24 protein-coding genes and 1 riboswitch are annotated in these 24,639 nt (G+C 57.5%); of the genes, 13 read left to right on the top strand and 11 right to left on the bottom strand.

Going from position 1 to position 24,639, the window contains the following annotated elements; translation table 11 throughout:
• The first annotated feature begins 36 nt into the window (after positions 1 to 36).
• From QSK07_RS18030 to QSK07_RS18020, 3 genes are all read left to right on the top strand, one after another.
• Positions 37 to 936, top strand: a complete 900-nt coding sequence (locus QSK07_RS18030) for a LysR family transcriptional regulator (RefSeq protein WP_285722076.1) — start codon at positions 37 to 39, stop codon at positions 934 to 936.
• Between the two features lie 98 nt (positions 937 to 1,034).
• A complete protein-coding gene (locus QSK07_RS18025) occupies positions 1,035 to 1,976 on the top strand; it encodes a glutathione S-transferase family protein (RefSeq protein ID WP_285722075.1) in 942 nt (313 codons plus the stop codon).
• 11 nt (positions 1,977 to 1,987) lie between these two features.
• The gene (locus tag QSK07_RS18020; RefSeq protein WP_285722073.1) at positions 1,988 to 2,593 is read left to right on the top strand and encodes an alpha/beta hydrolase; all 606 of its coding nucleotides are present in this window, start codon (positions 1,988 to 1,990) and stop codon (positions 2,591 to 2,593) included.
• On the opposite strand, the gene QSK07_RS18015 is transcribed toward QSK07_RS18020, so the two are convergent.
• Both QSK07_RS18015 and crcB read right to left on the bottom strand, forming a co-directional pair.
• Positions 2,590 to 3,405 (bottom strand): sugar phosphate isomerase/epimerase family protein, encoded by an 816-nt coding sequence (locus QSK07_RS18015; RefSeq protein WP_098052084.1) that lies wholly within the window; start codon positions 3,403 to 3,405, stop codon positions 2,590 to 2,592. The genes QSK07_RS18020 and QSK07_RS18015 overlap by 4 nt on opposite strands.
• Before the next feature lie 121 nt (positions 3,406 to 3,526).
• Positions 3,527 to 3,904, bottom strand: a complete 378-nt coding sequence (gene crcB, locus QSK07_RS18010) for a fluoride efflux transporter CrcB (RefSeq protein ID WP_013359414.1) — start codon at positions 3,902 to 3,904, stop codon at positions 3,527 to 3,529.
• An 88-nt stretch (positions 3,905 to 3,992) separates the two neighbouring features.
• Positions 3,993 to 4,068: riboswitch (Fluoride riboswitch) on the bottom strand.
• A 117-nt stretch (positions 4,069 to 4,185) separates the two neighbouring features.
• Here crcB and QSK07_RS18005 point away from each other — a divergent pair.
• Complete coding sequence (locus QSK07_RS18005; RefSeq protein WP_285722070.1) at positions 4,186 to 5,106, top strand: nucleoside hydrolase; 921 nt, start codon at positions 4,186 to 4,188, stop codon at positions 5,104 to 5,106.
• Between the two features lie 6 nt (positions 5,107 to 5,112).
• Here QSK07_RS18005 and QSK07_RS18000 read toward each other — a convergent pair whose 3' ends face one another.
• Positions 5,113 to 6,141, bottom strand: a complete 1,029-nt coding sequence (locus tag QSK07_RS18000; protein WP_285722068.1) for a zinc-binding alcohol dehydrogenase family protein — start codon at positions 6,139 to 6,141, stop codon at positions 5,113 to 5,115.
• Between the two features lie 137 nt (positions 6,142 to 6,278).
• Between QSK07_RS18000 and QSK07_RS17995 the strand changes: the two genes are divergently transcribed.
• Positions 6,279 to 7,181, top strand: coding sequence for a GntR family transcriptional regulator (locus QSK07_RS17995; protein WP_285722067.1), 903 nt, complete (start codon positions 6,279 to 6,281; stop codon positions 7,179 to 7,181).
• Positions 7,182 to 7,351: 170 nt separating this feature from the next.
• Positions 7,352 to 8,704: an MFS transporter gene (locus tag QSK07_RS17990; RefSeq protein WP_098052080.1), complete on the top strand. Its 1,353-nt coding sequence runs from the start codon at positions 7,352 to 7,354 to the stop codon at positions 8,702 to 8,704.
• 16 nt (positions 8,705 to 8,720) lie between these two features.
• Here the strand turns inward: QSK07_RS17990 and QSK07_RS17985 are convergent, their stop codons facing one another.
• Positions 8,721 to 10,112: a hypothetical protein gene (locus tag QSK07_RS17985; protein ID WP_275222332.1), complete on the bottom strand. Its 1,392-nt coding sequence runs from the start codon at positions 10,110 to 10,112 to the stop codon at positions 8,721 to 8,723.
• Positions 10,105 to 11,016 (bottom strand): alpha/beta fold hydrolase, encoded by a 912-nt coding sequence (locus QSK07_RS17980; protein WP_098052078.1) that lies wholly within the window; start codon positions 11,014 to 11,016, stop codon positions 10,105 to 10,107. Before QSK07_RS17980 ends, QSK07_RS17985 begins: the two co-directional genes overlap by 8 nt.
• 371 nt (positions 11,017 to 11,387) lie before the next feature.
• On the opposite strand from QSK07_RS17980, the gene QSK07_RS17975 reads away from it, so the two are divergent.
• Positions 11,388 to 11,717: a hypothetical protein gene (locus QSK07_RS17975; protein WP_107319138.1), complete on the top strand. Its 330-nt coding sequence runs from the start codon at positions 11,388 to 11,390 to the stop codon at positions 11,715 to 11,717.
• Here the strand turns inward: QSK07_RS17975 and QSK07_RS17970 are convergent.
• From QSK07_RS17970 to mntP, 3 genes are all read right to left on the bottom strand, one after another.
• On the bottom strand, positions 11,695 to 12,510 hold the full coding sequence (locus QSK07_RS17970) for a DUF4225 domain-containing protein (protein ID WP_285722061.1): 816 nt from the start codon (positions 12,508 to 12,510) through the stop codon (positions 11,695 to 11,697). The two genes, QSK07_RS17975 and QSK07_RS17970, sit on opposite strands and share 23 nt — an antisense overlap.
• Positions 12,511 to 12,946: 436 nt before the next feature.
• Positions 12,947 to 13,024: a stress response protein AzuC gene (azuC, locus tag QSK07_RS22880; RefSeq protein ID WP_123809971.1), complete on the bottom strand. Its 78-nt coding sequence runs from the start codon at positions 13,022 to 13,024 to the stop codon at positions 12,947 to 12,949.
• Positions 13,025 to 13,141: 117 nt separating this feature from the next.
• A complete protein-coding gene (gene mntP, locus QSK07_RS17965; protein ID WP_098052077.1) occupies positions 13,142 to 13,717 on the bottom strand; it encodes a manganese efflux pump MntP in 576 nt (191 codons plus the stop codon).
• Positions 13,718 to 14,032: 315 nt separating this feature from the next.
• Here mntP and QSK07_RS17960 point away from each other — a divergent pair, with 315 nt between their 5' ends.
• Entirely contained in the window at positions 14,033 to 14,275 is a 243-nt protein-coding gene (locus tag QSK07_RS17960) for a DUF1158 domain-containing protein (protein WP_013359425.1), read from the top strand.
• On the opposite strand, the gene pdxR is transcribed toward QSK07_RS17960, so the two are convergent.
• Positions 14,265 to 15,701, bottom strand: coding sequence for a MocR-like pyridoxine biosynthesis transcription factor PdxR (gene pdxR / locus QSK07_RS17955; RefSeq protein ID WP_285722057.1), 1,437 nt, complete (start codon positions 15,699 to 15,701; stop codon positions 14,265 to 14,267). The genes QSK07_RS17960 and pdxR overlap by 11 nt on opposite strands.
• Before the next feature lie 57 nt (positions 15,702 to 15,758).
• Between pdxR and QSK07_RS17950 the strand changes: the two genes are divergently transcribed.
• The 3 genes from QSK07_RS17950 to QSK07_RS17940 all read left to right on the top strand — a co-directional run bounded on the left by QSK07_RS17950 (position 15,759) and on the right by QSK07_RS17940 (position 20,856).
• Entirely contained in the window at positions 15,759 to 16,214 is a 456-nt protein-coding gene (locus QSK07_RS17950) for a carboxymuconolactone decarboxylase family protein (protein ID WP_285722056.1), read from the top strand.
• Between the two features lie 511 nt (positions 16,215 to 16,725).
• Complete coding sequence (mqo, locus tag QSK07_RS17945) at positions 16,726 to 18,342, top strand: malate dehydrogenase (quinone) (protein ID WP_098052074.1); 1,617 nt, start codon at positions 16,726 to 16,728, stop codon at positions 18,340 to 18,342.
• Positions 18,343 to 18,471: 129 nt separating this feature from the next.
• Positions 18,472 to 20,856: a phosphoketolase family protein gene (locus QSK07_RS17940; protein WP_285722054.1), complete on the top strand. Its 2,385-nt coding sequence runs from the start codon at positions 18,472 to 18,474 to the stop codon at positions 20,854 to 20,856.
• Here QSK07_RS17940 and QSK07_RS17935 read toward each other — a convergent pair.
• Positions 20,853 to 21,440 carry a LysE family translocator gene (locus QSK07_RS17935; protein WP_285722052.1) on the bottom strand — a complete coding sequence of 196 codons (588 nt, stop codon included), beginning with the start codon at positions 21,438 to 21,440 and terminating at the stop codon, positions 20,853 to 20,855. The two genes, QSK07_RS17940 and QSK07_RS17935, sit on opposite strands and share 4 nt — an antisense overlap.
• Before the next feature lie 134 nt (positions 21,441 to 21,574).
• On the opposite strand from QSK07_RS17935, the gene QSK07_RS17930 reads away from it, so the two are divergent.
• Positions 21,575 to 23,062, top strand: a complete 1,488-nt coding sequence (locus tag QSK07_RS17930) for an aminotransferase-like domain-containing protein (RefSeq protein ID WP_285722049.1) — start codon at positions 21,575 to 21,577, stop codon at positions 23,060 to 23,062.
• Here the strand turns inward: QSK07_RS17930 and QSK07_RS17925 are convergent.
• Positions 23,029 to 23,652, bottom strand: a complete 624-nt coding sequence (locus QSK07_RS17925) for a glutathione S-transferase family protein (protein WP_285722047.1) — start codon at positions 23,650 to 23,652, stop codon at positions 23,029 to 23,031. The genes QSK07_RS17930 and QSK07_RS17925 overlap by 34 nt on opposite strands.
• A 106-nt stretch (positions 23,653 to 23,758) precedes the next feature.
• Between QSK07_RS17925 and QSK07_RS17920 the strand changes: the two genes are divergently transcribed.
• Complete coding sequence (locus QSK07_RS17920) at positions 23,759 to 24,604, top strand: PhzF family phenazine biosynthesis protein (protein ID WP_285722045.1); 846 nt, start codon at positions 23,759 to 23,761, stop codon at positions 24,602 to 24,604.
• The last annotated feature ends 35 nt before the right edge of the window (positions 24,605 to 24,639 follow it).

Below are 24,639 nucleotides of genomic sequence, written 5' to 3'. Positions count from 1 at the left end.
TTCTATACTGCGACTTTACCCTTTCAGGACTTCGCCATGGATCGACTCGATTGTGACCGGATGTTTGTCACGGTGCTGGAAACCGGCAGCTTTTCGGCGGCAGCGCTGCGTCTCGGTACCAGCAGCAGTCAGGCTTCCAAGCTGGTTTCAAAACTGGAGCAGCAGCTCGGTGTCCAGCTGTTTAAGCGTAGCACGCGCGCCCTCTCGCCTACCGACGTTGGCCGTAGTTATTATGAGCGGGTAAAAAACCTGCTTGATGCGTTTGAGACGCTGGATGCCAGCGTGCGTGAAAGCGCCACCACCCCCACCGGCAGACTGAAAATCAGCGCACCCGGCTCCTTTGGCACGGCGGTGCTTTCTCCGGTGCTGGTGGCGTTTGCCCGGCGCTATCCGCTGATTGAACTGGATGTCAGCTTTTCCGACCGGGCCGTGAACATCGTCGATGAGGGTTTTGATATGGCGATCCGCATCGGCAACCTCAGCGACAGCAGTCTGGTGGCGCGCAGGCTGGGCGAAGTGCATGTCCGCACTGCTGCGTCACCGATCTATCTTGAGCAGTTCGGTACGCCACAACACTGGCGGGACATGGCGCAGCATCACTGCATTATCGACACCAATTTCCGCGATCCCTGGCACTGGCCGTTTGCCAGCGATGATGGTGAGATCGTCACCGTACCGGTCCGGGGCCGTCTGCGCTTTGCCAACACTGAAGCCTGTCTGCAGGCAGCGGTGGCCGGATTAGGCATTGCGCGCCTGCCCGGTTTCATCGCCGCTCCCGCGCTGCAACAGGGTGATATTGTCCGGCTGCTGGATAATTTCGACACGCCGCCGCTGGGCCTGTTTGTGGTCTATCCGCCCGCCCGTCATCTGGCGCATCGGGCGCGCCTGCTCATCGACTTTCTGGTGACCCACTTTACCCACTTCCCGCCTGCGTGATTCCTTCCATAATGGAAGAAATGATTGTCTTTATGACTGGATTATCAGCCGTTTAGTCATCAGTTAAGCTGCTTCTCAAAACAGAGAGGAGTCGCGCGATGTTAGTAGAAGGCAAATGGAGTAGTGACTGGCATCCGGTGCAGGCTACCGATAAACAGGGCGGCTTCGTCCGTCAGACGTCCGGCTTCCGGGGCTTTATCAGCAGCGATGGCTCTACGGCATTCGCCGCCGAGCCCGATCGCTACCACCTCTATGTGGCGCTGATCTGTCCGTGGGCGTCGCGTGCGCTGATCGCCCGTAAGCTCAAGGGTCTGGAATCGCTGATCAGCGTGACGGTGGTCGAGCCGCAGCTTGGTGCTCAGGGCTGGCGCTTCGGCAACTTTCCCGGCGCGCAGCCGGACCCGCTGAATAACGCGCAATACCTGCATGAAATTTATACCCGTGTCGCGCCCGACTATACCGGACGGGCCACCGTGCCGGTGTTGTGGGACAGGAAAACCGCCACTATCGTCAGCAACGAGTCTGCGGACATTGTGCGGATGTTTAACAGCGGCTTTGGCAATCTGGCCGATAACCGCATCGACCTTTACCCTGCCGCGCTGCGTGCGGAGATTGATGCGCTGAATGAGAGCCTCTATCCGCGTCTGAATAACGGTGTTTATCGCGCGGGCTTCGCCACTACCTCCGTCAGCTATCAGCAGGCGTTTAATGACGTTTTCAGCCAGCTCGATGAACTGGAGGCGCTGCTCAGCGATGGTCGTACTTTCCTGCTGGGTGAACGGCTGACGGAAACCGACATCCGGCTGTTTGTGACCCTGATTCGCTTTGACGTCGCCTATCATGGCCTGTTCAAATGCAACCTGCGCCGGATCCGCGACTATACGCTGCTGAACCGCTATCTTAAGAGCATGTTGTCGGTCTCTGGCGTACGTGAAACGGTCAACATTGATCATATCAAACAGGGTTACTACTCGATCAAGGCGCTGAACCCGAACGGCATTGTTCCGGCGGGTCCTGATCTGAGTGAATACGGTTTATAAAAGGAGCAATAATGGCAAAAGCACTGGTGATTTTTCTGCATGGCGTGGGCAGTAACGGCGACGATCTGGCACCGATTGGCCGTCACTGGGCGACGCTGTTGCCGGATGTGGTTTTTGCCTCGCCCAATGCACCTGAACGTTTTCCCGCCGGTTTTGGCTGGCAGTGGTTCAGCCTGACAGACGTCACGCCAGAGAACCGGCCAGGTCGGGTTCGGGCGGCACGGGCCGCGTTTGATGCGACCCTCAATGAAATTGTCGCGCAGCACGGCTTTGCCGACCGCTGGCAGGATGTGGTGCTGGTGGGCTTCTCTCAGGGATCGATCATGGCGCTGGATGCGCTGGCGTCTGGCCGTTATCCGCTGGCGGGCGTGGTCGCCTTTTCCGGTCGTCTGGCGGTTGACGGTGAATTAACCCCGCGGGCTCATGTGCCCGCGCTGCTGATCCACGGTCAGGCCGATGACGTCATCCCGTGGCAGGAGAGCGAATCTGCGGCGGCCCGGCTGCGAGCTGTGGCGGTGCCGGTCGACGCGCGCTTTGAACCCGCCACCGGCCACACCATTTCTGCTCAGGGGGCCATGCACGCCGCCGCGTTTATCGGGCAGTGCTTACAGGATTAACCCCAGCAGCGCGTTAACGCCTGCCAGGCATGGCGGGCAGCCACGTCGGGCGGCAGGCGTTTCAGCGCATCATTAAAGACTTCAATCCCCACCGGCCCCTGATAGCCCGCGCTTTTGAGCTTATCGACAAAGCGCTTAACGTCGATAATCCCATCGCCGGGCAGCAGACGCTGGTGCTTCGCCATCGCCATCAGGCTCTGCTTATCCTGCGCGGGAACGGCGGCCATATCACACAGCTGTACTTCATAGATGCGATCGGCGGGAATGCCGTCCAGATGAGAGGCGTCACCGCCCAGCGCGCAGATGTGGAACAGATCGACAACCAGCCCGATATTGGGCTGATCGAGCCGCTGCAATCGCTGCCACGCCAGCGGCAGCGTGTTGTCCACGCTGCACCAGGCCATCGGCTCATACATAATGCGCATGTTGTAGCGCGCGGCTTCAGAAGCCATCCAGCGCAGGTCATCATCAATCTGGTCGGCACAGCAATCCTCACGGGTGCTGGCCGGTGCCTGAATGGTGTCACAGCCCAGCGACTGGGCAATCTGTATGAACTGACGCAGCTCTTCGCGCTTCTGAGATCGCAACGCACTGGGTGCGCCAGTGAAATCACGCAGCACCTGCAGATTGGTAAAGCCAGGTCCCTGTCGCGCGCTGATTTCAGCCAGTGCCGCTGCACCGCCTTCACAGGCTTCAACATCCTCGCGCCAGATCTCGACCTGATCAAAACCGGCGTCACGCGCCGCCTGCAGCTTCTGGCCGGGTTCACCGTTTAACAACACCAGGTTAAGGAAGGTGGGGTGGGTTCGCATTGCTCGGCTCCTTAATCGTCCGGAATAATCGGTGAGGTTCAGCGTCAGCGCCGCACATTATCCGATGCACGGCGCGCACGCCCGAAATCAGTATCTCCTGAGCGGTATGACGCGTACCGGGTCAGCCCAGCAGCGTGACCAGTGCAAAACCGGCAAACGCCATCAGCAGCGAGCCAATCACATGCACCAGCGCGCTGGCCATTGCCCAGAAATACTTCCCTGATTGTAGCAACACCATTAATTCTGCCGTGAAAGAGGAGAACGTCGTCAGCCCGCCGCAGAGTCCGGTGACGATTAACAGTTTCCAGATCGGGTCGATGTCGGGATGGCGGACAAACCAGGCCATCGCCCCGCCGATCACCAGACCGCCGATCAGATTCACCAGTAGCGTGCCAGGCGGCAGATTGGGAAAGAGTGCATTAAAACGCATCGCGAACAGCCAGCGGAGTACGCAGCCGGCAGAGCCGCCGATCACCACAGCCAGTAAGGGTTTAAACATGTCTTGCTCCTGATTACAGAGTAATGCCGGGCTGAGGAAGAGAGGCAGAGATAAACTGCGCCTGACACCTCAGCTCCCGCGAAAGGATTGAGTGTCAGGCGTCATCAGCCGGTGTTTAGCCCACCGGCGGTTGGGAAAGGTGGCACGCCATCACCTTGAGCCGGTGATAATACGATGCCCGTTTCAGGCTGGCAATAGTGCGCGCACAGCGGCTGAATCGCTTGACGATGTTGCTATTGCCGGGGTAATGCTGAAGGTTTACAGCCTGTTGCGGAGAGCCTATGCGTACCCTGATTTTTGATACTGATATCGGCGTGGATGACGCCTTTGCGCTAGCTTATGCGGCGCGAACGCAGCATCTGCTGGGGATCACCACGGTTTTTGGCAACGTGGCGGTGGGCCAGGCGGTGAAAAATGCCCGGCTATTCTGCGACAAAATGGCGATTAACGCGGCGGTCTGGCGCGGCTGTTCACGGCCGCTGGCGCTGGCCCCCTCTGCGCCCGCCAGGCTGCACGGCGAGGATGGGCTGGGCGATGCGTTTGATAATGCTTTTAGCGATGAGGCACCAGGCGCGGTGCAGTTTATTATCGACAGCGTGCGGGCGCAGCCTCATCAGATCACCCTGGTGGCGATTGGCCCGCTGACTAATATCGCCACGGCCATTAATCAGGCACCGGATATTATTCCGCTGGTGAAAGAGCTGGTGATCATGGGCGGCGCGTTTGGCACCGACGGCCATAGCGGCAACGTTACGCCTTTCAGCGAATTTAATATCTGGAAAGATCCGCACGCCGCCGATCAGGTGCTCGCGTCGGCGCTGAACGTGGTAGTGATCCCGCTGGATGTCACACACAAGGTGCTGATCAGCGGCGATGAGGTGCAACGTCTGAACCAGCCGGTGCTGAGCGCGATCTGTCGCCCTTACCTGGCTTACAGCCTGGAAAAAGAGGGATTTGACGGTATGGCACTGCACGACACCCTGGCGGTGGCGTGGCTGACGCTGCCACAGGCGTTTACGCTCATCGAAAGTCCGCTGCGGGTGATTACCGAGGGCATCGCCTGCGGTCAGACGGTGCGTAAACTGAACGCGCTGGCATCACGAACCGATCCGTTTGCCGGTCTGCCCGCCCAGCGTATTGCGCTCGGCGTGGATGCCGACGCGGTGCGGGCGCACTTCTTTGAGACCCTCACCGCGCCCTGAATCACGTTACCTGTCGAAGTGAATGACGCCTTTGATCAGCTCGTGGTTGTTGATGACCTGCGTCTCGAAGGTTTCATCCAGCGTGGAGAAAGCCAGATGGTGATTCAGCATCATGTCGGCGCGCAGCTGGCCGCTGGCCATTAACGCACGCACCCGATCAAAGTCTTCGCGGGTGGCGTTGCGGCTGCCCATCAGCGTGGCCTCTTTTTTGTGGAATTCACTGTCCGGGATGACCAGATCGCCTTTGTGCAGACCGACATAGACAATCGTGCCGCCGTGCCGCATAAGGTTGACCGCATTGTTCATCGCCGCCGGATTGCCGGTGGCGTCGATCACTTTCAGCGCCAGACGGCCACCAAACTGCTCGCGCAACGCACTATCGAACGCCTCATCAGCAGGATTGAGTGCCGCCAGCCCGAGCTGGTCAGCGACATGCTGGCGACGGAACTCGCTGGTATCTGCGACGACCACCTGTGCACCACTGGCAGCGGCAATGGCGGCGACACCCAGCCCAATCGGTCCGGCACCCACCACCAGCACCTGCTCATCCGCCCTGATTCCGGCACGCCGCACCGCATGGGCGCTGATGGCAAACGGCTCAATCAGCGCGGCCGCTTCCGGTGCCACCTCATCCACCGCCAGCAGGGTGCTGACCGGCACGCTCAGGTAGTTGCAGAAACCGCCATCCTGATGCACGCCAATCACCGAGATCTGCTCACAGCAGTTGGTTTTTCCGCTCTGGCAGGCGTCACAGCGCAGGCAGGAGATGTAGGGCATAAGTGCCACCCGCTGGCCTTGCTGAAAGCCTTCCGCGCCACTGCCCAGCGCCACTACTTCCGCACAGATTTCATGGCCCAGCACCCGGGGATAGCTGAAGAACGGCTGATTGCCGGACCAGGCGTGGATATCAGTGCCGCAGATCCCGGCGGTGAGGATTTTAATCAGTGCCTCGCCTGCGGCAGGCGTGGGGGTATCGCGGGGGGTCCAGACCATCTTACGTGGTTCAGCGATGACCAGTGCTTTCATTGTTGTCATGGTGATTCTCCGGTTGTCCTGCTGGCAGTTATGGCGAATCCTGACCGTCGCGCGGCGTTCGTTTGCGGGAAGTGTGAAGCACGGCGATTTTTTTGGGCTTTGAATGGTTTTTAATGCAGAAAAAACCGGAGAGTGAGATGAGCCGCAGCCAGAATTTGCGTCAGAACGTGATCAACCAGATGCTGGACAGTATTGCTCAGCGTCATATCTGTTCACCGTTGCCGCCGCAGGCCGCACTGGCCGAGATGTTCAATATCAGCCGGACCACGGTGCGCCATGCCCTGCACTATCTGCATCAGTGCGGCGTGCTGGATAAAGTCGATCAGACTTACGTTATCGTGCGCGATCCGCGCGCAGATGACGGCTTTAGCGCCTTAACGCCGCCGATTGAGCAGCAGGCCAGCCACTTCGAGCAGATGTTTTTTAATATGATTAATCAGCGGCAGCTGGTGCCGGGCGACACCTTCAGCGAGCTGCAACTGGCGCATCAGGTGAAGGTCAGCCCGGTAGTGGTACGCGAGTTTCTGCTGCGCTTTATGCGCTATGACCTGCTGGAGCCGGTGAAACGTGGTCAGTGGCGGATGAAGAAGTTTACTCAGGATTACGCCGAGAAACTGTTTGAGCTGCGCGAGATGCTGGAAACCCACGCCCTGAGCCGCTTCCTCAATCTGCCCGCCAGCGATGAACGCTGGGTTCAGGCGCGGGATCTGCTGGATCGTCACCGATCGATGCGCGACACCATCGCCAGCAACTATCGCCACTTTGCCGCGCTGGACCGCCAGATGCATTCGCTGATTTTATCCGCCGCTAACAATCCGTTTTTCAATCAGTCGCTGGAAATTATCTCGGTGATCTTTCACTCGCATTATCAGTGGGATGAGAGCGATCTCAAGCAGCGAAATATTGTGGCGCTGGAGGAGCATATGGCGATTCTCACCGCGCTGATTGGCCGTCAGGATATCGACGCGCTCTGTGCCCTGCATAACCATCTGGCGACCGCCAAAACCTCAATGGTACGCTCAATCGGTCAGTACAATTAAAAACCGATTAAAAACCACAAAGCATTAGCTCCCGCACGATTCAGAAACATCTTTGCAACATCCTTAACCCTTTGCTCTTAGTCTCGACTGCAACGTCACGGCGGCCTTTTGCCGCTGCGCGCAGACCCCTTCTCACCATAACGATAAGTACCCAGTTTCGGGAGAGTGCAATGGAAAAGAGTTCAGTAACCGGCCGCGACAGCGTGACCGGCGACACGCCACCAGGCCAGGATTTCGTGCCGATGCGCAGCGACGTGGTGCGTTCACCGCGCATCCGCAAAGTGCAGATCACGGCAATGTTGCTGCTGCTGTTCGCCGCCATCATCAACTATCTGGATCGCAGCTCGCTGTCGGTGGCGAATATGACCATCCGCGACGAGATGGGGCTGAGCGCCACCGAAATCGGCCTCCTGCTCTCTGCTTTTTCGCTGGCGTATGGCCTGGCGCAGCTGCCGTGCGGTGCGCTGCTGGATCGTAAAGGCCCGCGCATTATGCTCGGCATCGGCATGTTCATCTGGTCGCTGTTCCAGGCGGCCTCTGGTCTGGTGCATAACTTTACCCAGTTCGTGCTGGTGCGCATCGGTCTCGGCATTGGCGAAGCGCCGATGAACCCGTGCGGCGTGAAAGTCATCAACGACTGGTTCAACATTAAAGATCGTGGTATGCCGATGGGGATGTTCAATGCGGCGTCGATGATTGGGCTATCAGTGGCCCCGCCGATTCTGGCGGCGATGATGCTGGTGATGGGCTGGCGTGGCATGTTTGTCACCATCGGCATCCTCGGCATGTTCCTCGCGATCGGCTGGTATATGATTTACCGCGACCGCGATAACAACACCCTGAGCGCCGAAGAGATCCACTATCTGCAGGCGGGCAGCGTGGCATCGCGTAAAGAGCCGATCAGCTTCAGAGAGTGGCGCGGCCTGTTTAAGCAGCGCACCATGTGGGGCATGATGATTGGCTTCAGCGGCATCAACTACACTGCGTGGCTCTATATCGCCTGGCTGCCGGGCTATCTGCAGTCGACCTATCATCTCGATTTGAAAAGTACCGGCCTGCTGGCGGCGATTCCGTTCCTGTTTGGTGCGGCGGGCATGTTGCTGAATGGCTACGTGGTTGACTCGCTGGTGCGTCGCGGCTTTAACGCGGTCAAAACCCGCAAAGTCTGCATCGTCAGCGGGATGCTGCTGTCCGCCGGATTTACTGCGGTAGTGACTCGCGCGACCGACACCACCAGCGCCGTGACGCTGATCGGCATGGCGCTGTTCTGTATCCACTTTGCCGGAACCTCGTGCTGGGGGCTTATCCACGCCAACGTCACCGCCCGCATGACCGCCTCGGTCGGCAGCATCCAGAACTTCGCCAGCTTTATCTTCGCCTCGTTCGCGCCCGTCATCACCGGCTGGGTGCTCGACACCACCAAATCGTTCAGCCTGGCGCTGATGATTTGCGCCTGTGTGACGCTGGCTGGCGCACTCGCCTACCTGCTGCTGGTGCGCCAGCCGATTACCGACGGCGAATAATCACGGCTGACGGCGGCTACGTCAGCGCCGTCAGGGTGACGCCATATTTCGCACCGTAACGTTTAATCCCGGCCATCACCTTCTCTGTACTGAGCGGAGGGGGGGGTGGCAACAGCGGTGCCCGTTCACGCAGCGCCGAGTCGAAGCGGGCAAACGTCGCGAAATCACGCGGGAACCGCGCTTCATCCACGCCGATCAATGCCCCCTCGTCACGCGCATGGGACAACAGTGCCCGCCAGCGATCAATCTCCGCCAGCCCGATGCTATCGGTGCCGTGAGAAAAGAGCATCATGTCGATGTTGCGGAACGGCGGCTGTTTTTCCAGAAAGCGTTGCAGCGCCGCCGCGGACGGTTCGGTACAGAACACCAGCCAGAACGGAATCGCCTGCTGCTGCTGCGTACACCAGGGATCCATCAGCAGGAAACTGTCCACCGTCAGCCGGGTCGGTAAAATACCCGCTGCCAGATACCAGTCGCGATAAATCTCCGCCACCACATAACTCATTGCTTCCGGGTCTTCGTAACGCATCTCCATCAGCTTCCAGTTCTGCGCCGCCGCCAGTTTTTTCAGCGGGGAAATCAGATATCCATCCAGGCCCCACTCCGCTTCCGGCACATGGTCGGTAATGTCAGGCGGCGTCCAGCGCTCGCGGTCAATGCCGTAACGCGCCAGATATTCCGCTACCCGCGGGCCGCCCTGCAAATACTCTTTTTCGGTTGCGCCACCGAGCGCGCCAAACTGAAAGAACGAGCGATCGCTGGTGCGTGTCACCGGCCACTGGCGGGTACAGTGGTTGATAAACAGCGTTGAACCCGCGGGCAGACTCCCCATCAGGAATTCATTGAAAGCCAGCGGCAGTTCCCGCAGTTTCAGCCGGAAATAGCGCATCTGGTCGAGCATCAGCCGATCCTGATTCGGGTCATGCATGTGGTGCACCGCCAGCCTCGGCCAGGCGGCCAGCAGTGCAGCCGCAATCTCTTTGCCCTGCTCAAAGCTCGCCAGCGCATCATCAGGATCGCTGTTGGTCGCCCGCACCGGACAGAGGAAGGTCTGCGGCAGCCAGGGCACGCCCATCGCCGATGCCAGATGCACCAGCGCACCGTTCGACGAGCCGATAAAGGCTGCCGGATAATCCTGCTGCGGGTACTCGCTGACCATCCATTCTGCGATGCCTTCCACATCCAGTTCGCCCGCCTGACGCAGGCTGATGCCTTCTGCCATGCCGCCCAGCGCATAGCCCCACTCGCGCAGCCCGGTTGGCAGACGGTTCAGTGAGGGCAGCAGCCGGTCGAGCGTCGGTGACTGGCTTGGGCTGGCAAAGGGGCGATCGTGGAGCGCATTCGCCAGCGCCAGCAGCATGGCGGCGGCAGAGTCAAAACGGGCGATGCCCTTGGGCGGTTTACTCATGCTGATTCTCCTGCTGAATACGTGCCAGGAAGGGGCGAATGGCGTTGCAGAAACTCCATGGATAGACGTAGTGCAGCGTGTGAGTACCGTCGCGCAGCGTCAGGCGTTCACTGTGTGGCATCAGAGCAGCCAGCTCATCCAGCCAGCGTGCCCGACAGATCGGATCGCGCGAACCACGCAGCAGCAGTGTCGGCGCAGTAATGTAAGTCAGACGATGCTCGATGCGGTCACGCAGCATGGCGCACATCGTGCCAAAGGCGCGCCAGAGCCCCGCTTTAGCGTAATCGATACGGGCCAGCGGCCCCGGCGGACGACGCGTTTCCAGGCGGCCGTTACGCCAGCTGCGCCACAGCTGACGCGGCAGGCTGCGGGCATGACGATCGACCGTCGGCCCCTGCAACACCAGCCCCGCCACCGCCTGCGGATATTTCACCGCCAGTGCTGCCAGAATCTGACAGCCAAACGAGTTGCCCACCCAGATAGCACGCTGAAACCCGTTGTGCTGTAGCCAGAGCCAGAGTGCGTCAGCCTGCTCATCCACAGACATGATCGGCGCAGAAGCAGGCAGCGCACTGGCCCCAAACCCCGGCAGATCCGGCACCAGTACGTGATAGTCGCGACCCAGCGCCAGCGCCAGCGGCTCCATCGCCCGGCCCGACATCACCAGACCGTGAACCAGCACTACCGGCAGTCCCCGATCCTCATTGGGCGTGACACGGGTAAACATGCGCCAGTCGCCTACCTGCTGAAAATAACCCGCCAGCCCGGCGTGATGACTGCGCGGCGACACCGGCGGTGTCTGCTTCAGCTGCTGCCAGCGTTTCATGCCCCAAAGCGTAGCCGCCATACCTAATCCCACGCCTGCCACAATCGCTGCCTGTTTTCGTCGATGCTTCTGGATCATCCGCTGCTCCTGATTTGGGGAGAATAATTCAGTGTAGGACGGGATCGGGTTGGGGGCGGGTTATTGATGGGTTGGGGAGATTAGTGGGGTTTGGCGTAAGAGGTAATTTCTTAGAGAATGGCAAAATTTGCTGGGTAGTATCGATTGCTGTTTTGCGGATAGGATGGCACCGGCACCGGCACCGTACACTATCTTACAGATGACAGACAGCGCACTGCTTCATAATCCTGTTTACGACTTCTTTCCGCTTTGGAACTGGAGATCAGTCATAAATAGTAGTTGTCAGAAAAACTGCACTTTGCGGGCTTTTTAGTGCCATTTTCGGATGAAGTCATTTAAGCTATTCAGGTAATTTTTAAGGATAAAAGTCTATGAGAGTGAACGAAAAGGCGCTGCTGGATTCCGGCTTTAACTATGCAGATCTTCAGAAGCTTAAAAACAACATTGCTAACTTTGGCGGCTCTCTGGATTCGGTTATCCATGACCTTGCTAACCGCTTTATTGCTGCAAAGTGGATTACTATCATTGCCTTTGCCATCCTCGTTCTCACGCTAATGCTGGCATCCTCAGATACCAGCATTACGCTCGCAGGCACACTTGCGATTGTATTACCTTTTATATGGTATTTAACGCCAGCAAAACTTGCTTATAAGTCATGGCGCTATCGCAAATTAACAACTAATTCTGAACAGCGTCCTTAACAGACATAAGGTCAAATATGACCTTGGCTGTAACACCATAACCGACTATGTGCATTGTGAGTTTTGCGCGGCTCATGGTATTAACTTTTCGGAAATAATCAGATGGCATGTATCTGAATAAACGCCAGGTTCCAGGGCGCCTGAAGAGGCCAAATACGGTATAGGCATTTGCTACCAGAGAGATTGATTTATAGACCGCCAACCCGCTGTCTGGATTAAATCCCATAAATTGAGCGGAAGACATGGCAGCATCAGCCACTAAACCTTCGGTGTTTTTTATACCCATAACGTAGTTTGCAAATTCTTTGCTTATACCGTTAGCACCGTCAATAACCAGCACTGCACCGGCCAGAATACCCATAGGCGTCATAGAACCTATAAGGGTCAGGCCAGTGGCTATTTCGGCCCCAGCCATAACGACATTTACAGCAGAAATCACATACCCAACGATTTTATTGTTTTCCTTCACAAACTCTACTTTGGCGTAAAGTTTTGCAGCTTTCATGCGCAGCATTCTGTCCTGCTCCTGAAGGTTTTCCATTTCTGCCCGCAGATTTCTAATACATACCATGCACTCTTCGTCAGATTTTGCACGTCGTGCAGCGGCAAATTCCTGCTCAATAAGATCTCTGATCTCCTGAACGAATTTCACCTGAGTCATGCCATTTGAAAGATGGGCCGAGGACACATAATTAGCCGTATTAATCAGCTTTCTGGCCTCAAGGTTAATCATTGTTTCAGACCAGTTTTTATTTCTGCCTGAACGCATCATATCGAGCAATGCTGCATCCATTTATATTCTCCCTGAACATTATATCGCCAATAATACCTCAAATATTCAGCTATAAGTCGTCGATTACGACGGAATGAGGCTACATGAGATAGCATATGAAAGGATGAACCATCAGAAAAAATTTACAAATTACATTGGCACTAAATAACGAGACTTCTGCCATGATTCTCATGCTGACGCAGAGACAATCAACATGAAACCGAAAACAGGGTTATATCAATTAGTAATCACAACCTCCACATAACGCACGGAGGCAGAAAAAGGGTCATTTCATCGCCTGAAAGCGCTTATAGCGGTAAGACGACAAGAGTGGCAGTAGCAGAACTGACGCACAGGAAGTGCAAAAAAGCGGGTTTACTCAGCGGGGGCAAAAGCAGAAGGTGATAATCACAGGTCGATCCCTGACCGCGATTATCGAGGGTTTCTTGCGGGGTGTTTAGTACATGGCACCCGGCGGTACGTGTTTGAACGTCTCAACGTAAGCGCGGAACACGTGCTTAATGATGCGTTTCATAGAATACCTGTTTCAAATTTAGTTGAAGATATACTGAAAAAGTATAACCGCTGTGCGTTTTAACAGCAAATAAATTTGAACCAGATCACAATAATGGCGCTTTTATGTGCAAAAGCCTTAGCCCATGTAGCCAAGATGTTCCAACAGAATGGTGGAGCCAATGGCGATTAACACGACGCCACCCAGCACTTCCGCCCATTTGCCGAGTACCGGACCGATAAAGCGCCCGACTAAGACGCCGGTCGTCGCCATGACTGTGGTGGCGGCACCAATGGTCAGCGCAGTGGTGATGATATTCACCTGCAGGAAAGCCAGACCGACACCGACCGCCAGCGCATCCAGGCTGGTCGCAACGGCCGTGGTTGCCAGTACCATGAAGCCGTGGCTTTGCGGCGCTTCGCAGGGTTCTGCAACGGCCGTCTGACGGAAACCTTCCATCATCATACGGCCACCCAAAAACGCCAGCAGGCTGAAGGCAACCCAGTGATCCCACGCCATAATGTAACGGCTGGCGGCCAGGCCCAACGCCCAGCCAATCAGTGGAGTCAGCGCTTCAATAGAGCCAAAGATCAGACCGGTACGCAGCGCTTCTTTAAAACCAGGACGATGCAGCGTGGCACCTTTGCCCAGCGCAGCAGCAAACGCGTCCATCGACATACCCAGTGCAAGAATTAAAGTGGCAATAAAGGTCATGATTTATTCACCTGGGGCGAAAAAGCGGCAATTCACGCTGAATTCACCACACAAAGTGTTCAGTTATGAAAAAGTGGGCGCAGTCTACCACGCAAACCTAAAGATAAAAAGACAGTAAAATCAGGGATTTAAGTATAGCAAAGGCTATAACTCTTATCATTCGCTATGAATGGCGCTAAGTCGATGGTGGCAAAGCATTTTCTCAAGGCCGACCTGACCGTTTAAGGCTGCGGGATGGGGCTTTGTCGCACGCCACCATTGAACCCTGTCGCCGATTACCGGAAAATGCCGGGCTGATAAATATGGGAATCGGTTATGAATAACCCTTTTGAAACGTTGATCGTGCCAGGTGGCATTTTGCTGCTGGGCTTTCTCTCGGCGCTGCTGCTGCCCGCGCCCGCTTTTAGCGTGACGGTGGCGCAGCATCTGTTGCAGATGTTCCATTTGCAGGATCTGAATCAGCTCTACACTGTGGTGTTTTGCGTCTGGTTTTTAGTGCTCGGCGCACTGGAGTTTTTTGTGATCCGCTTTGTCTGGCGTCGCTGGTTCAGGAGCTGATCGCCTGCGCATCGACCAGCGCCTTTAGCCGTTCGGCGCTACGCGCATAACCCTCACGCGGCAGATGTGCCGCACCCAGTATCAGGCCCGCAGCGCGCTGATCGGCCTGCTGATACCAGATCGACAGCGGCGACGGTGCCATGCCCCACTCTGCTGCCTGCTGCGCAATCACCTCATCCGGCGTACCGGCGGGTAAGCGGACAATCACCGCCAGCCCGGCGCGTTGCAGGTCGGGAAAGTAAGGATGCAGCGCCGCGATCATCTGTTCCAGCCGCTCCTGATAGACGCGCTTCATGCGCCGCAGATGCCGCATAAAGTGACCTTCACGCAGAAACGCCGCTACCGCATTGTGCAGCAATCCCGAAGAGGCTGGCGCAAGCAAAGCGCACACTTCGCCGAACCGGGTCGTCAGCACTGGCGGAACCACGATAAAACCGAGCCTCAGTTGCGGCGTCAGCGTCTTACTGAAGGTGCCGATGTGCAATACCCGACCTTCGCTGTCAAGCGCTGCCAGTGCCGGCGCCGCGCGATTGCCGGGCTGAAGCTCGCCGAGATAGTCATCTTCGATAATCCAGCGCTGCTCGCGGCTGGCCCAGCTCAGTAATGCATGGCGGCGCGCGAGGCTCATCGTCATGCCCAGCGGTGCCTGCTGTCCCGGCGTCACCAGCGCAAAAGCGGCATCCGGCGCGCGGGCCATCCCGGCCTCCACCTGTAACCCTTCATCATCCACCGGCACGGCAACGGGCGTAACGCGCAGCGCGTCAACCGCGCGACGCGCCACCCAGAATCCGGGATCTTCCAGCCAGGCCGTTTTGCCCTGAAAATTCATCGCCAGGCCAATCAGGCCCATCGCGCCCGCATAGCCGCTGGTAATAATGATCTGGTCCGCCTGACAGCGCAGGCCGCGCGCCACGGCCAGATAGGCCACCAGTGCCTGGCGCAGCGCTAAGCTGCCGCGTGGATCGGGATAACAGGCCGGTCTGCTGACCTGCATGCGCGCCTGACGCTGCAGAATGCGCAGCCAGACTTTAACCGGGAACGCATCACTGGCCGGAATGCCCATCTGAAAGGTCAGCGGAGGCGCTTCAGCCTCTTCTGTGCCGGCCAGCAGCGGGCGTTCAGCACTGGCGATGGCCGGTTTTAACGGCGGTAGTACACTGACGAAGGTGCTCGCTGCGCCTCTGGCCTGCAGAAACTGACCATCGACCAGCATGTCATAGCTGGCGCGAACGGTGCCGCGCGCCACGCCGAGCTGCGCCGCAAGATCGCGACAGGAAGGCAGACGCGCACCGGGCGGCAAGCGCCCTTCACCTATCGCCTGCTCAATCAGCTGGCGTAGCTGTTCGCTAAGGCCACGTGACGTGCCGCGCTGGAGCGTCAGCGTCGAAAGCGGTGATGGACCAGTCAGACTCTCATTTTTTGGCACTTCATCTGCTCCATTGAAAGGCCGAAAATCGCCTCATCAATCCCAGGAGGCAATAAGATGAGCGAACGTATCGATTTTCACAGTGCGGCACCGGCAGGCATGAAAGCGCTGGGCGGCGTATACAGTTATCTGGCACAAAGCGATCTGCCGCTCACTTTACTGGAACTGCTGTTCCTGCGCATATCGCAGATTAACGGCTGCGCTTACTGCATTGATTTACATACTAAAGCGCTGAATAAATCGGGCATGGGCTGGGATAAAATCGTACTGACCTCGGTCTGGCATGAATCCGGCACGCTGTTCAGTGATAAAGAGAAGGCGGCCCTGCACTGGACTGAATGCCTGACGCTGATTGCTCAACAGGGCGCGCCGGATGCCTGCTATGCCACATTAAAAGCGCAGTTTAGCGAGAAAGAGATTGTCGATCTGAACATCGCAATTGGCCTGATGAATACCTATAACCGCATGGCGATAAGTCTGAAAAAGCTGCCTGCCAGTGCGAATCAGTCATAAGTGAATCCGATGCGTGCACCGGCGTGCGCGCATTTTCAGACTCACAAAAATGTAACATTATTTTTACACGAGCACCTGTTCAGGATCTCCTCACCCGATTCCTGTTATTCCTTATTGCATAATAAATCGCTTAATTTCAGCTAATTAAATAATTCCGCACCGTTTGCACCCATTTCTGCGTTGCACCAGTACAGGGCTTTTACGCAACAACTCTTTTCAGTTAACCTACTGACTTCACTCTAAAAAACCGCTAATACACCACTGCCCATGATGATTAATTCTTATGCTGAATCATTTCTGCATTTAAAAAATAAACAAATGTTTAATTCAGATGCGAGAATGTTATATTCGGATGACAAAGCATAACGTGCAGTTAACGCGTTATCACCGCTTTAACCCTATACCTGAGACTTAACCTTTGAGAAATAGCGCAACGCGCTCGAAAGAAGCGTGACTATTTCGCCTGCGAAACTGTTGGGCTTCAGGTCAACAGAAGAGGAGATGTCGCCTCATGTGCAATTCAGCTGTAAACCTTGCGCTCGCGATGAGTGCCATGGCAAAGGACACCACTACTACCGCGCAGGAGCGCAAAGACGTTGACGTGCTGCTGATTGGCGCAGGTGTGATGAGCGCTACCCTCGGTGCATGGCTGCAGGACTTAGAACCGGACTGGTCCATCGAAATGGTGGAGCGGCTCGATAGCGTGGCCGAAGAGTCGTCCAACGGCTGGAATAACGCGGGCACCGGTCATGCGGCGCTGGCGGAGCTGAACTACACGCCTCAGCAGGCGGATGGCAGCATCGACATCTCCAAAGCGGTAACGATCAACGAATCGTTCCAGATTTCCCGCCAGTTCTGGGCTTATCAGGTCCAGAAAGGCAACCTGCGCAACCCTGAAAGCTTTATTCACAGCACGCCACACATGAGCTTCGTCTGGGGCGACGACAATGTCGAATTCCTGCGCAAGCGCTTCAGTGCGCTGCAGAAGAGCACCTTGTTCCGTGGCATGGCCTACTCTGAAGATCCGCAGCAGATTGCCCGCTGGATCCCGCTGGTAATGAATGGCCGTGAACGCGGCCAGAAAGTGGCCGCGACCTGGACAGAGATGGGCACCGATGTGAACTTTGGTGAAATCACCCGTCAGCTGATCGTCGCGTTAGAGAAGAAAGCGAATTTCCAGCTGCGTCTGCGTCAGGAAGTGCGTGAGCTGAAGCAGCTCGCTGACGGTCGCTGGCAGGTTACCCTGCAGTGTCTGAACAGCGGCACGCGTCGCACACTGACGGCAGGCAAAATCTTTATCGGTGCGGGCGGCGCGGCGTTACCGCTGTTGCAGAAAGCCGGTATCCCGGAAGCCAACGGCTACGCCGGTTTCCCGGTGGGCGGTTCGTTCCTGGTCACAGAAAATCCGCAGGTCGTCGCGCAGCACATGGCGAAGGTCTACGGTAAAGCCAGCGTCGGTGCGCCACCGATGTCTGTGCCGCACGTCGACACCCGCGTGCTGGATGGCAAGCAGGTATTGCTGTTTGGCCCGTTCGCCACCTTCTCGACCCGGTTCCTGAAGCAGGGTTCGCTGATGGATATGTTCACCTCGCTCAACAGCAGCAATATGCTGCCGATGGTGAAAGTGGGGCTGAAAAGTTTTGACCTGGTGAAATATCTGATGGATCAGGTTCTGCAAAGCGATTGCGACCGGATGGACGCGCTGCGCGCCTATGTGCCGCAGGCGAAGCAGGAGGACTGGCGTTTAGTCACTGCCGGTCAGCGTGTGCAGATCATCAAGAAAGATGAAAAAGAGGGTGCCGTGCTGCGTCTGGGCACCGAAGTGGTCGCTTCACAGGATGGCACGATTTCAGCGCTGCTGGGTGCCTCGCCAGGTGCTTCTACGGCGGCACCGATCATGCTGGAGCTGCTGCACAAGGTCTGTCCTGAGCAGATGGCTTCACCAGAATGGCAGAACAAAATCCGTACGGTAATCCCTTCCTGGGGTCGCAAACTGAACGGCGACGTGGCGCTGACAGAGAAAGTGTTAGCTGAAACCAGCCGCATTCTGCATCTCGATTATTCGCCGGTCACCCCGATGGCGGCCAACGATGAAGGACGGGAAACCGCATTCGTCGTCGGCAAGTAATTCAGCGCCTTTGATAAAGAGGCTCCGCGCTGCGGGGCCTTTTTTATTGGCCGGTTGCCTGGTCGTACCGGATATTCTCTATTAGGGTTAAGGCATCTTTTTTTAGCTGAACGCTCAAGAGGAACCGGCATGTCTTACTCCCCTGCATCACCGGAATTTATGCTGATCGACCGCTACTGGCGGGCAGCAAATTACCTCTCCGTCGGACAGATTTACCTGATGGATAACCCACTGTTACGCGAACCACTCAAACCGGAGCACATCAAACCGCGTCTGCTGGGCCACTGGGGCACCACGCCAGGGCTGAATTTTATCTATGCCCATCTCAACCGTGTTATCCGCAAACAGAACCTGAATATGATCTACATCTGCGGGCCCGGACACGGCGGCCCCGGCATGGTGGCAAATACCTGGCTGGAGGGCAGCTACAGCGAAATTTATCCGCACATCTCCCAGGATGCAGCGGGCATGCAGCGCCTGTTTAAGCAATTCTCGTTTCCAGGCGGCATTCCCAGCCACGCAGCACCGGAAACCCCCGGCTCGATTAATGAAGGCGGTGAACTGGGCTATTCGCTCTCCCATGCCTTTGGTGCCGCTTTCGATAATCCCGATCTGGTGGTGCCGTGCGTGATTGGCGACGGTGAAGCCGAGACCGGCCCGCTGGCCTCCAGCTGGCACGGCATCAAATTCCTCAATCCTGAACGTGACGGCGCGGTGCTGCCGATTCTGCATCTCAACGGTTACAAGATTGCCAACCCGACGCTGCTGGGTCGCAGCAGCGACGACGATCTCCACCAGCTGTTCAGTGGCTACGGCTATGAGCCACTATTTGTCAGCGGAGATGAGCCGGAAAAAATGCATCCGCTGATGGCGGAGGCGCTGGATAGCGCCTTCACTAAAATCGCCTCGTATCAGCGTGAAGCGCGCAGCGGTAATGCCAGCACCGACGTGCCGCGCTGGCCGATGATCATCCTGCGCAGCCCCAAAGGCTGGACCGGCCCCAAAACGGTCGACGGTAAGAAAGTGGAGGATTTCTGGCGGGCGCATCAGGTACCGGTCGCCGCCTGTCGTGAAGATGACGGTCATCGCCAGATCCTTGAGACATGGATGCGCAGCTACCAGCCCGATGACCTGTTTGATGAACAGGGTCGCTTAAAACCGGAACTGCAGGCGCTGGCACCGGAAGGCGATAAACGTATGGGTGCATCACCCTATGCCAATGGCGGCCTGCTGCGCCGCGAGCTGGATACGCCTGCGCTGGCGGAATTTGCCTGCGATGTCAGCGAGCCAGGTACAGAGATGGCGCAGGCCACGGAGCATCTGGGCCGCTATCTCAGCGTGCTGTTCCAGCGCAACCGCGATAATTTCCGCCTGTTTGGCCCGGATGAAACCGCCTCTAACCGCCTGACGCGCGTGTTCGATGTGACCAGCCGCACCTGGCTGGAACGAACCGAGCCTTATGATGAGCAGCTGGCGCGGGATGGCCGGGTGATGGAAATCCTCAGTGAACATCAGTGTCAGGGCTGGCTGGAAGGTTATCTGCTGACCGGCCGCCACGGATTATTTAACTGCTATGAAGCATTTATCCATATTGTCGATTCGATGTTTAACCAGCATGCCAAGTGGCTGAAAGTGTCGCGTAAGCTGGGCTGGCGTAAGCCGATTTCATCGCTGAACTACCTGCTCTCTTCCCACGTCTGGCGACAGGACCACAACGGCTACAGCCATCAGGATCCGGGCTTTATGGATCACGTTGCCAACAAGAAAGCGGATATCGTGCGCATCTATCTGCCGCCTGATGCCAATACGCTGCTATGGGTTGGCGATCACTGTCTGCGCACCTGGAATCGGATCAATGTAATTGTCGCGGGCAAACAGCCAGCGCCGCAGTGGCTGGATATGGCCAGCGCCGTGGCGCATTGCGAAGCGGGGATGGGCGAATGGCGCTGGGCAGGCACGACACCGGAGAATGAACAGCCGGATGTGGTGATGGCCTGTGCCGGTGATGTGCCGACCATGGAGACAATGGCGGCGGTAGACCTGCTGCGCGAGATGCTGCCCGAACTGCGCATCCGGATGGTGAACGTGGTCGATTTACTGGCGCTGCAGCCGCAGGATAAACATCCGCATGGTAAATCTGATGCGGAATTCGACGCCCTGTTTACCCAGGATAAGCCGGTGATTTTTGCCTTCCACGGCTATCCGGCGCTGATACATCGGCTGACCTATGCGCGTACCAATCATCGCAACTTCCATGTGCGCGGCTTCAATGAAGAGGGAACCACCACCACGCCATTTGATATGACGGTGCTGAACGAGCTTGACCGTTATCACCTGGCGCAGGAGGTGATTCTGCGGGTGCCAGGTCTGGCCGACGCCCATCCCGAACTGCTGGAGGATTTACAGCAGCGTCTGGCGGAACATCATCGCTATGTTCGTGAACATGGCGAAGATTTGCCCGAGGTACAGAACTGGAAATGGCCGTCGGCCACTGCACCCGGTGCGCCCGATTAAGCGGCCAGCAGCGCGTCGGTCAGCATCCAGATGGTGGTCGCCACCAGTGACAGCGCCATCAGGCTGTTAAAAAGCTGACGCTTCCAGGCAATCTGCAGATGGCTGCGCAGGCGATCGCCCAGCGCCGCCCAGATCAGGATGCAGGGCAGATTGAGCAGCATAAAGCCGATCATCACCGTCAGCACGCCGCTGCTGCCGGTGTAGAGCAGCGCGACGTTGGTGGCCATCAGCCAGGCTTTAGGGTTGATGGCCTGGAAGCAGGCACCGCCCACCAGCGTCATCGGCTGTGGACGGGTTCGCGCTTCCGGTGCACCGGCGCGAAAGATTTTCCAGGATAGCCACATCAGATAGGCGCAGCCTGCCAGCGTCAGCGGCAGGCGAATCGCCGCCATCCAGTGCAGCAATATCTCCAGCGCCACTCCGGCAATCACCGTCTGCACCGCGCAGCCCATTAAAATGCCAAACACCATCGGCAGGGTTCGCCGCATGCCAAAATTGACCCCGGATGTCGCCAGCAACAGATTGTTCGGGCCTGGCGTAATGGACATCACGGTGACGTAACTGAAGAAAGAGGGATCGAGCATAGTGGCTCTCCTGAAAGTGGACAGCGTTCTATGCTACGGCGGAGAAAGAGATGGTAACAGTGACACAAAATTATTATTGTTATGGTTACAATTCCCGTTAATAGCAATTGTACCCATTTACGCCGGAGGCTACTGTGTCCCTCGCTCCCACTTCTGATCAACCGCTCTATCAGCAGCTCGCAGACAGCTTCGCTGAGGCCATCCATCAGGGCACGCTGAAACCCGGTAAACGCCTGCCGGCGATCCGCCGCGTTGCCCAGTCACACCAGGTCAGCGTCAACACGGTATTGAATGCCTGGCAGCTGCTGGAAGATCGCGGGCTGATTGAGGCGCGTCCGCAGTCGGGCTATTACGTGCGCGGCGTATTGCCCGCTGTCACTCGCCACGGTCAGCATAAAGCCCGGGTACGCGATCCCAGCAGCGGCAAGCTCGACCTGATCGATAAGGTGTTTGCAGCGCAGAACCATCCCGACTACACCAATATCTCCCTGGCCTGCCCGCAGGACAGCGAACTGTTTCCGGCGGTGCGCATCGCCCGGATTACCGCCTCACTGTTACGCCGTCATCCCAACATTATCGGGCGCTATGCACTTCCGCCCGGTAGTGAGCGCTTACGGGAGGAGATTGCGCGACGGGCGCTACACGCCGGGCAAACGCTCACCGCCGATGAGATCACCCTGACCCACGGCTGTATGGAAGCGCTTCAGCTGGCGCTGCGGGCGGTGACGCAGCCCGGCGACTGCGTCGGGCTGGAGTCGCCGACTTACTTCTTCCTCTTCCCCCTTCTGGCGTCGCTGGGCCTGAAGGCGCTGGAAATCCCCACCGATCCGCAACATGGCCTGTCGCTGGATGCGCTGGAGATGCTGCTACAGGAGCAGCGTATTAAGGCACTGATTGCGATGCCCAGCGTGCAGAACCCGCTGGGCTGCGGCATGTCGCTGGAGAATAAGAAGCGGCTGGCGAAGTTAGTGAATACTTACAACGTTCCGCTGATTGAAGACGGGCTGTATGACGAGTTGCAGTTCGACTGGCCGCTCTCGCCCGCCGTGAAAGCCTTTGATCGCGATGGCTGGGTGATTTACTGCACCAGCTTCACTAAAACCGTGGCACCCGATTTTCGACTTGGCTGGACCGCCGCAGGCCGTTTTCATGACGCGATAGCCCGACTGAAAGCCGTGTCGTCGATGGCCGAATCTGCCCTGCTCTCCGAAACGCTGGCGGAGTTTCTTGCGTCCGGCGGTTATGACCATCATCTGCGCACGTTGCGTCGTCGCTACGCGGCCAATCTGGATGAGGCGCGCGGTCTGATCGCCCGCTACTTCCCGGTGGGAACCCGCGCGACGCTGCCGCGCGGTGGGTTTGTTTTCTGGGTCGAATTACCGGGCAGCGTGAACACCACCGAGATGTTTGATCGGCTGCTGCAGGAGCAGATTTGCGTCACGCCTGGCGCGCTCTATTCGCTGAGTGAGCGCTACAACCATGCGCTGCGTCTCTCCTGCTGCTATCCGTTTGATGCCCGCTACACCCGGGCGATTCAGCGCGCGGGTGAAATCGCCTGTGAACTGGCGGACGTGTCGTGCGGCGAAGCTCAGGGTGTACCGTTGCGGCCCCAGACGGTATAGCCGCGACGCTCAGTCAGACGCTCATAATAAGTGCGCACCGCCGGATAGTCGGGATGATCGAGCGGGGTTTCAAACCAGCGGTTTACCGCCAGGCCAATCGGAATGTCTGCCAGGGTAAAATTGCGACCTGCGACGTAGCGGCCGGTTTTTTCCAGCTGCTGATTGAGAATACTCATGGTGTGCGCCCAGCCTTTGCTGGCCGCAGCCAGCAGTCGCGGGTCCTGATGGGCCGGTGAGTTTCGCACCAGCGACATAAAGGCGTAGCGCCACGAGGTGTTGAGTTCGGTGGATTGCCAGTCCATCCACTGATCGACAGGCGCACGCGTCTGCGGATGCAGAGGATAAATCCATTCACCGCCATAGGCGTTCGCCAGATAGCGCAGAATAGCGTTGGATTCCCACATCACAAAGTCATCATCTTTCAGTACCGGCACCATCGCATTCGGGTTGAGTGCCATGAATTCGGGCAGGTGCGTTGAACGGAAGCCGTCGCCCCACTCTTCGCGCTGGTAATCAAGGTCAAGCTCGTCACACAGCCATAATACTTTGCGCACGTTGATTGAGGAGGCGCGTCCCAGGATCGTCAGCATTCACAGTCTCCGATAAAATCTTTAACTTATTGATAACGCTGTTAGCTGTTATAAGCAATCATCCGGCAGAGAAAAGGCCACACTGAACCCGGAGCAAGGAGTCACAATGAAGGTCGCGTTTAAACAAGTCGATGTGTTTACCTCATCAGCCTTTAACGGCAATCCGCTGGCGGTGATCATGGATGCTCAGGGGTTAAGCGATAGCCAGCTGGCGGCGATTGCCCGCTGGACAAACCTGTCGGAAACCACGTTTGTCCTGCCGCCTCAGCATGAAGAGGCGGACTATCGGGTGCGTATTTTTACCGTTGAAGGCGAGCTGCCGTTTGCCGGTCATCCGACGCTTGGCACCGCCCACGCGCTACTGGAGGCGGGCTGGCCAACCCGCACGCCGGGTGAAATCGTGCAGGAGTGCGGCGTCGGTAACGTGACGGTGAAGATAGTTGACGCGGGCCTGGCATTTGCCGCGCCGGCTGCCACGCTGATGCCCTGGCAGGATGCGCGGATGAGTAACGCCTTAAACAGCGATGCGTTCGATCTGACGCAAAGTCCGACGGTAGTGGACATGGGGATTCGCTGGCTGCTCATACCGATGACCAGCGCCGAAGCGGTACTGGCGCTGCAGCCCGATGTCAGTGAATTGCAGCGTCTGATTCAGCATGCGGGTGTCTCGGGCATCATGCCCTTTGGTCGTTTGCCCGCCGATGAGCCTGAACAGTATGAAGTGCGCGGTCTGCTGGTGGAGAATGGCAGCCTGACCGAAGATCCGGTGACCGGCAGCGCCAACGCCTGCCTGGCACGTTACTTTGCGGCGGCAGGACAAACCACCCCCTATTGCGTTCGCCAGGGCACCGCCCTGCAGCGTGCGGGGCGGGTGAAGGTGACCTATGCCGGTGAGACCATCTGGATTGGCGGCAATACCGTGACCGTCATCGACGGCACCATTACGCTGTAACATGCGGCGGCGTCATGTTTTCCGCGACGCCGCCC

Origin of the sequence: Pantoea sp. QMID4 (assembly GCF_030270445.1) — a bacterium.
In the GTDB taxonomy this organism is placed as follows: domain Bacteria; phylum Pseudomonadota; class Gammaproteobacteria; order Enterobacterales; family Enterobacteriaceae; genus Pantoea; species Pantoea vagans.
This window is presented reverse-complemented; position numbering and strand designations above follow the sequence as displayed.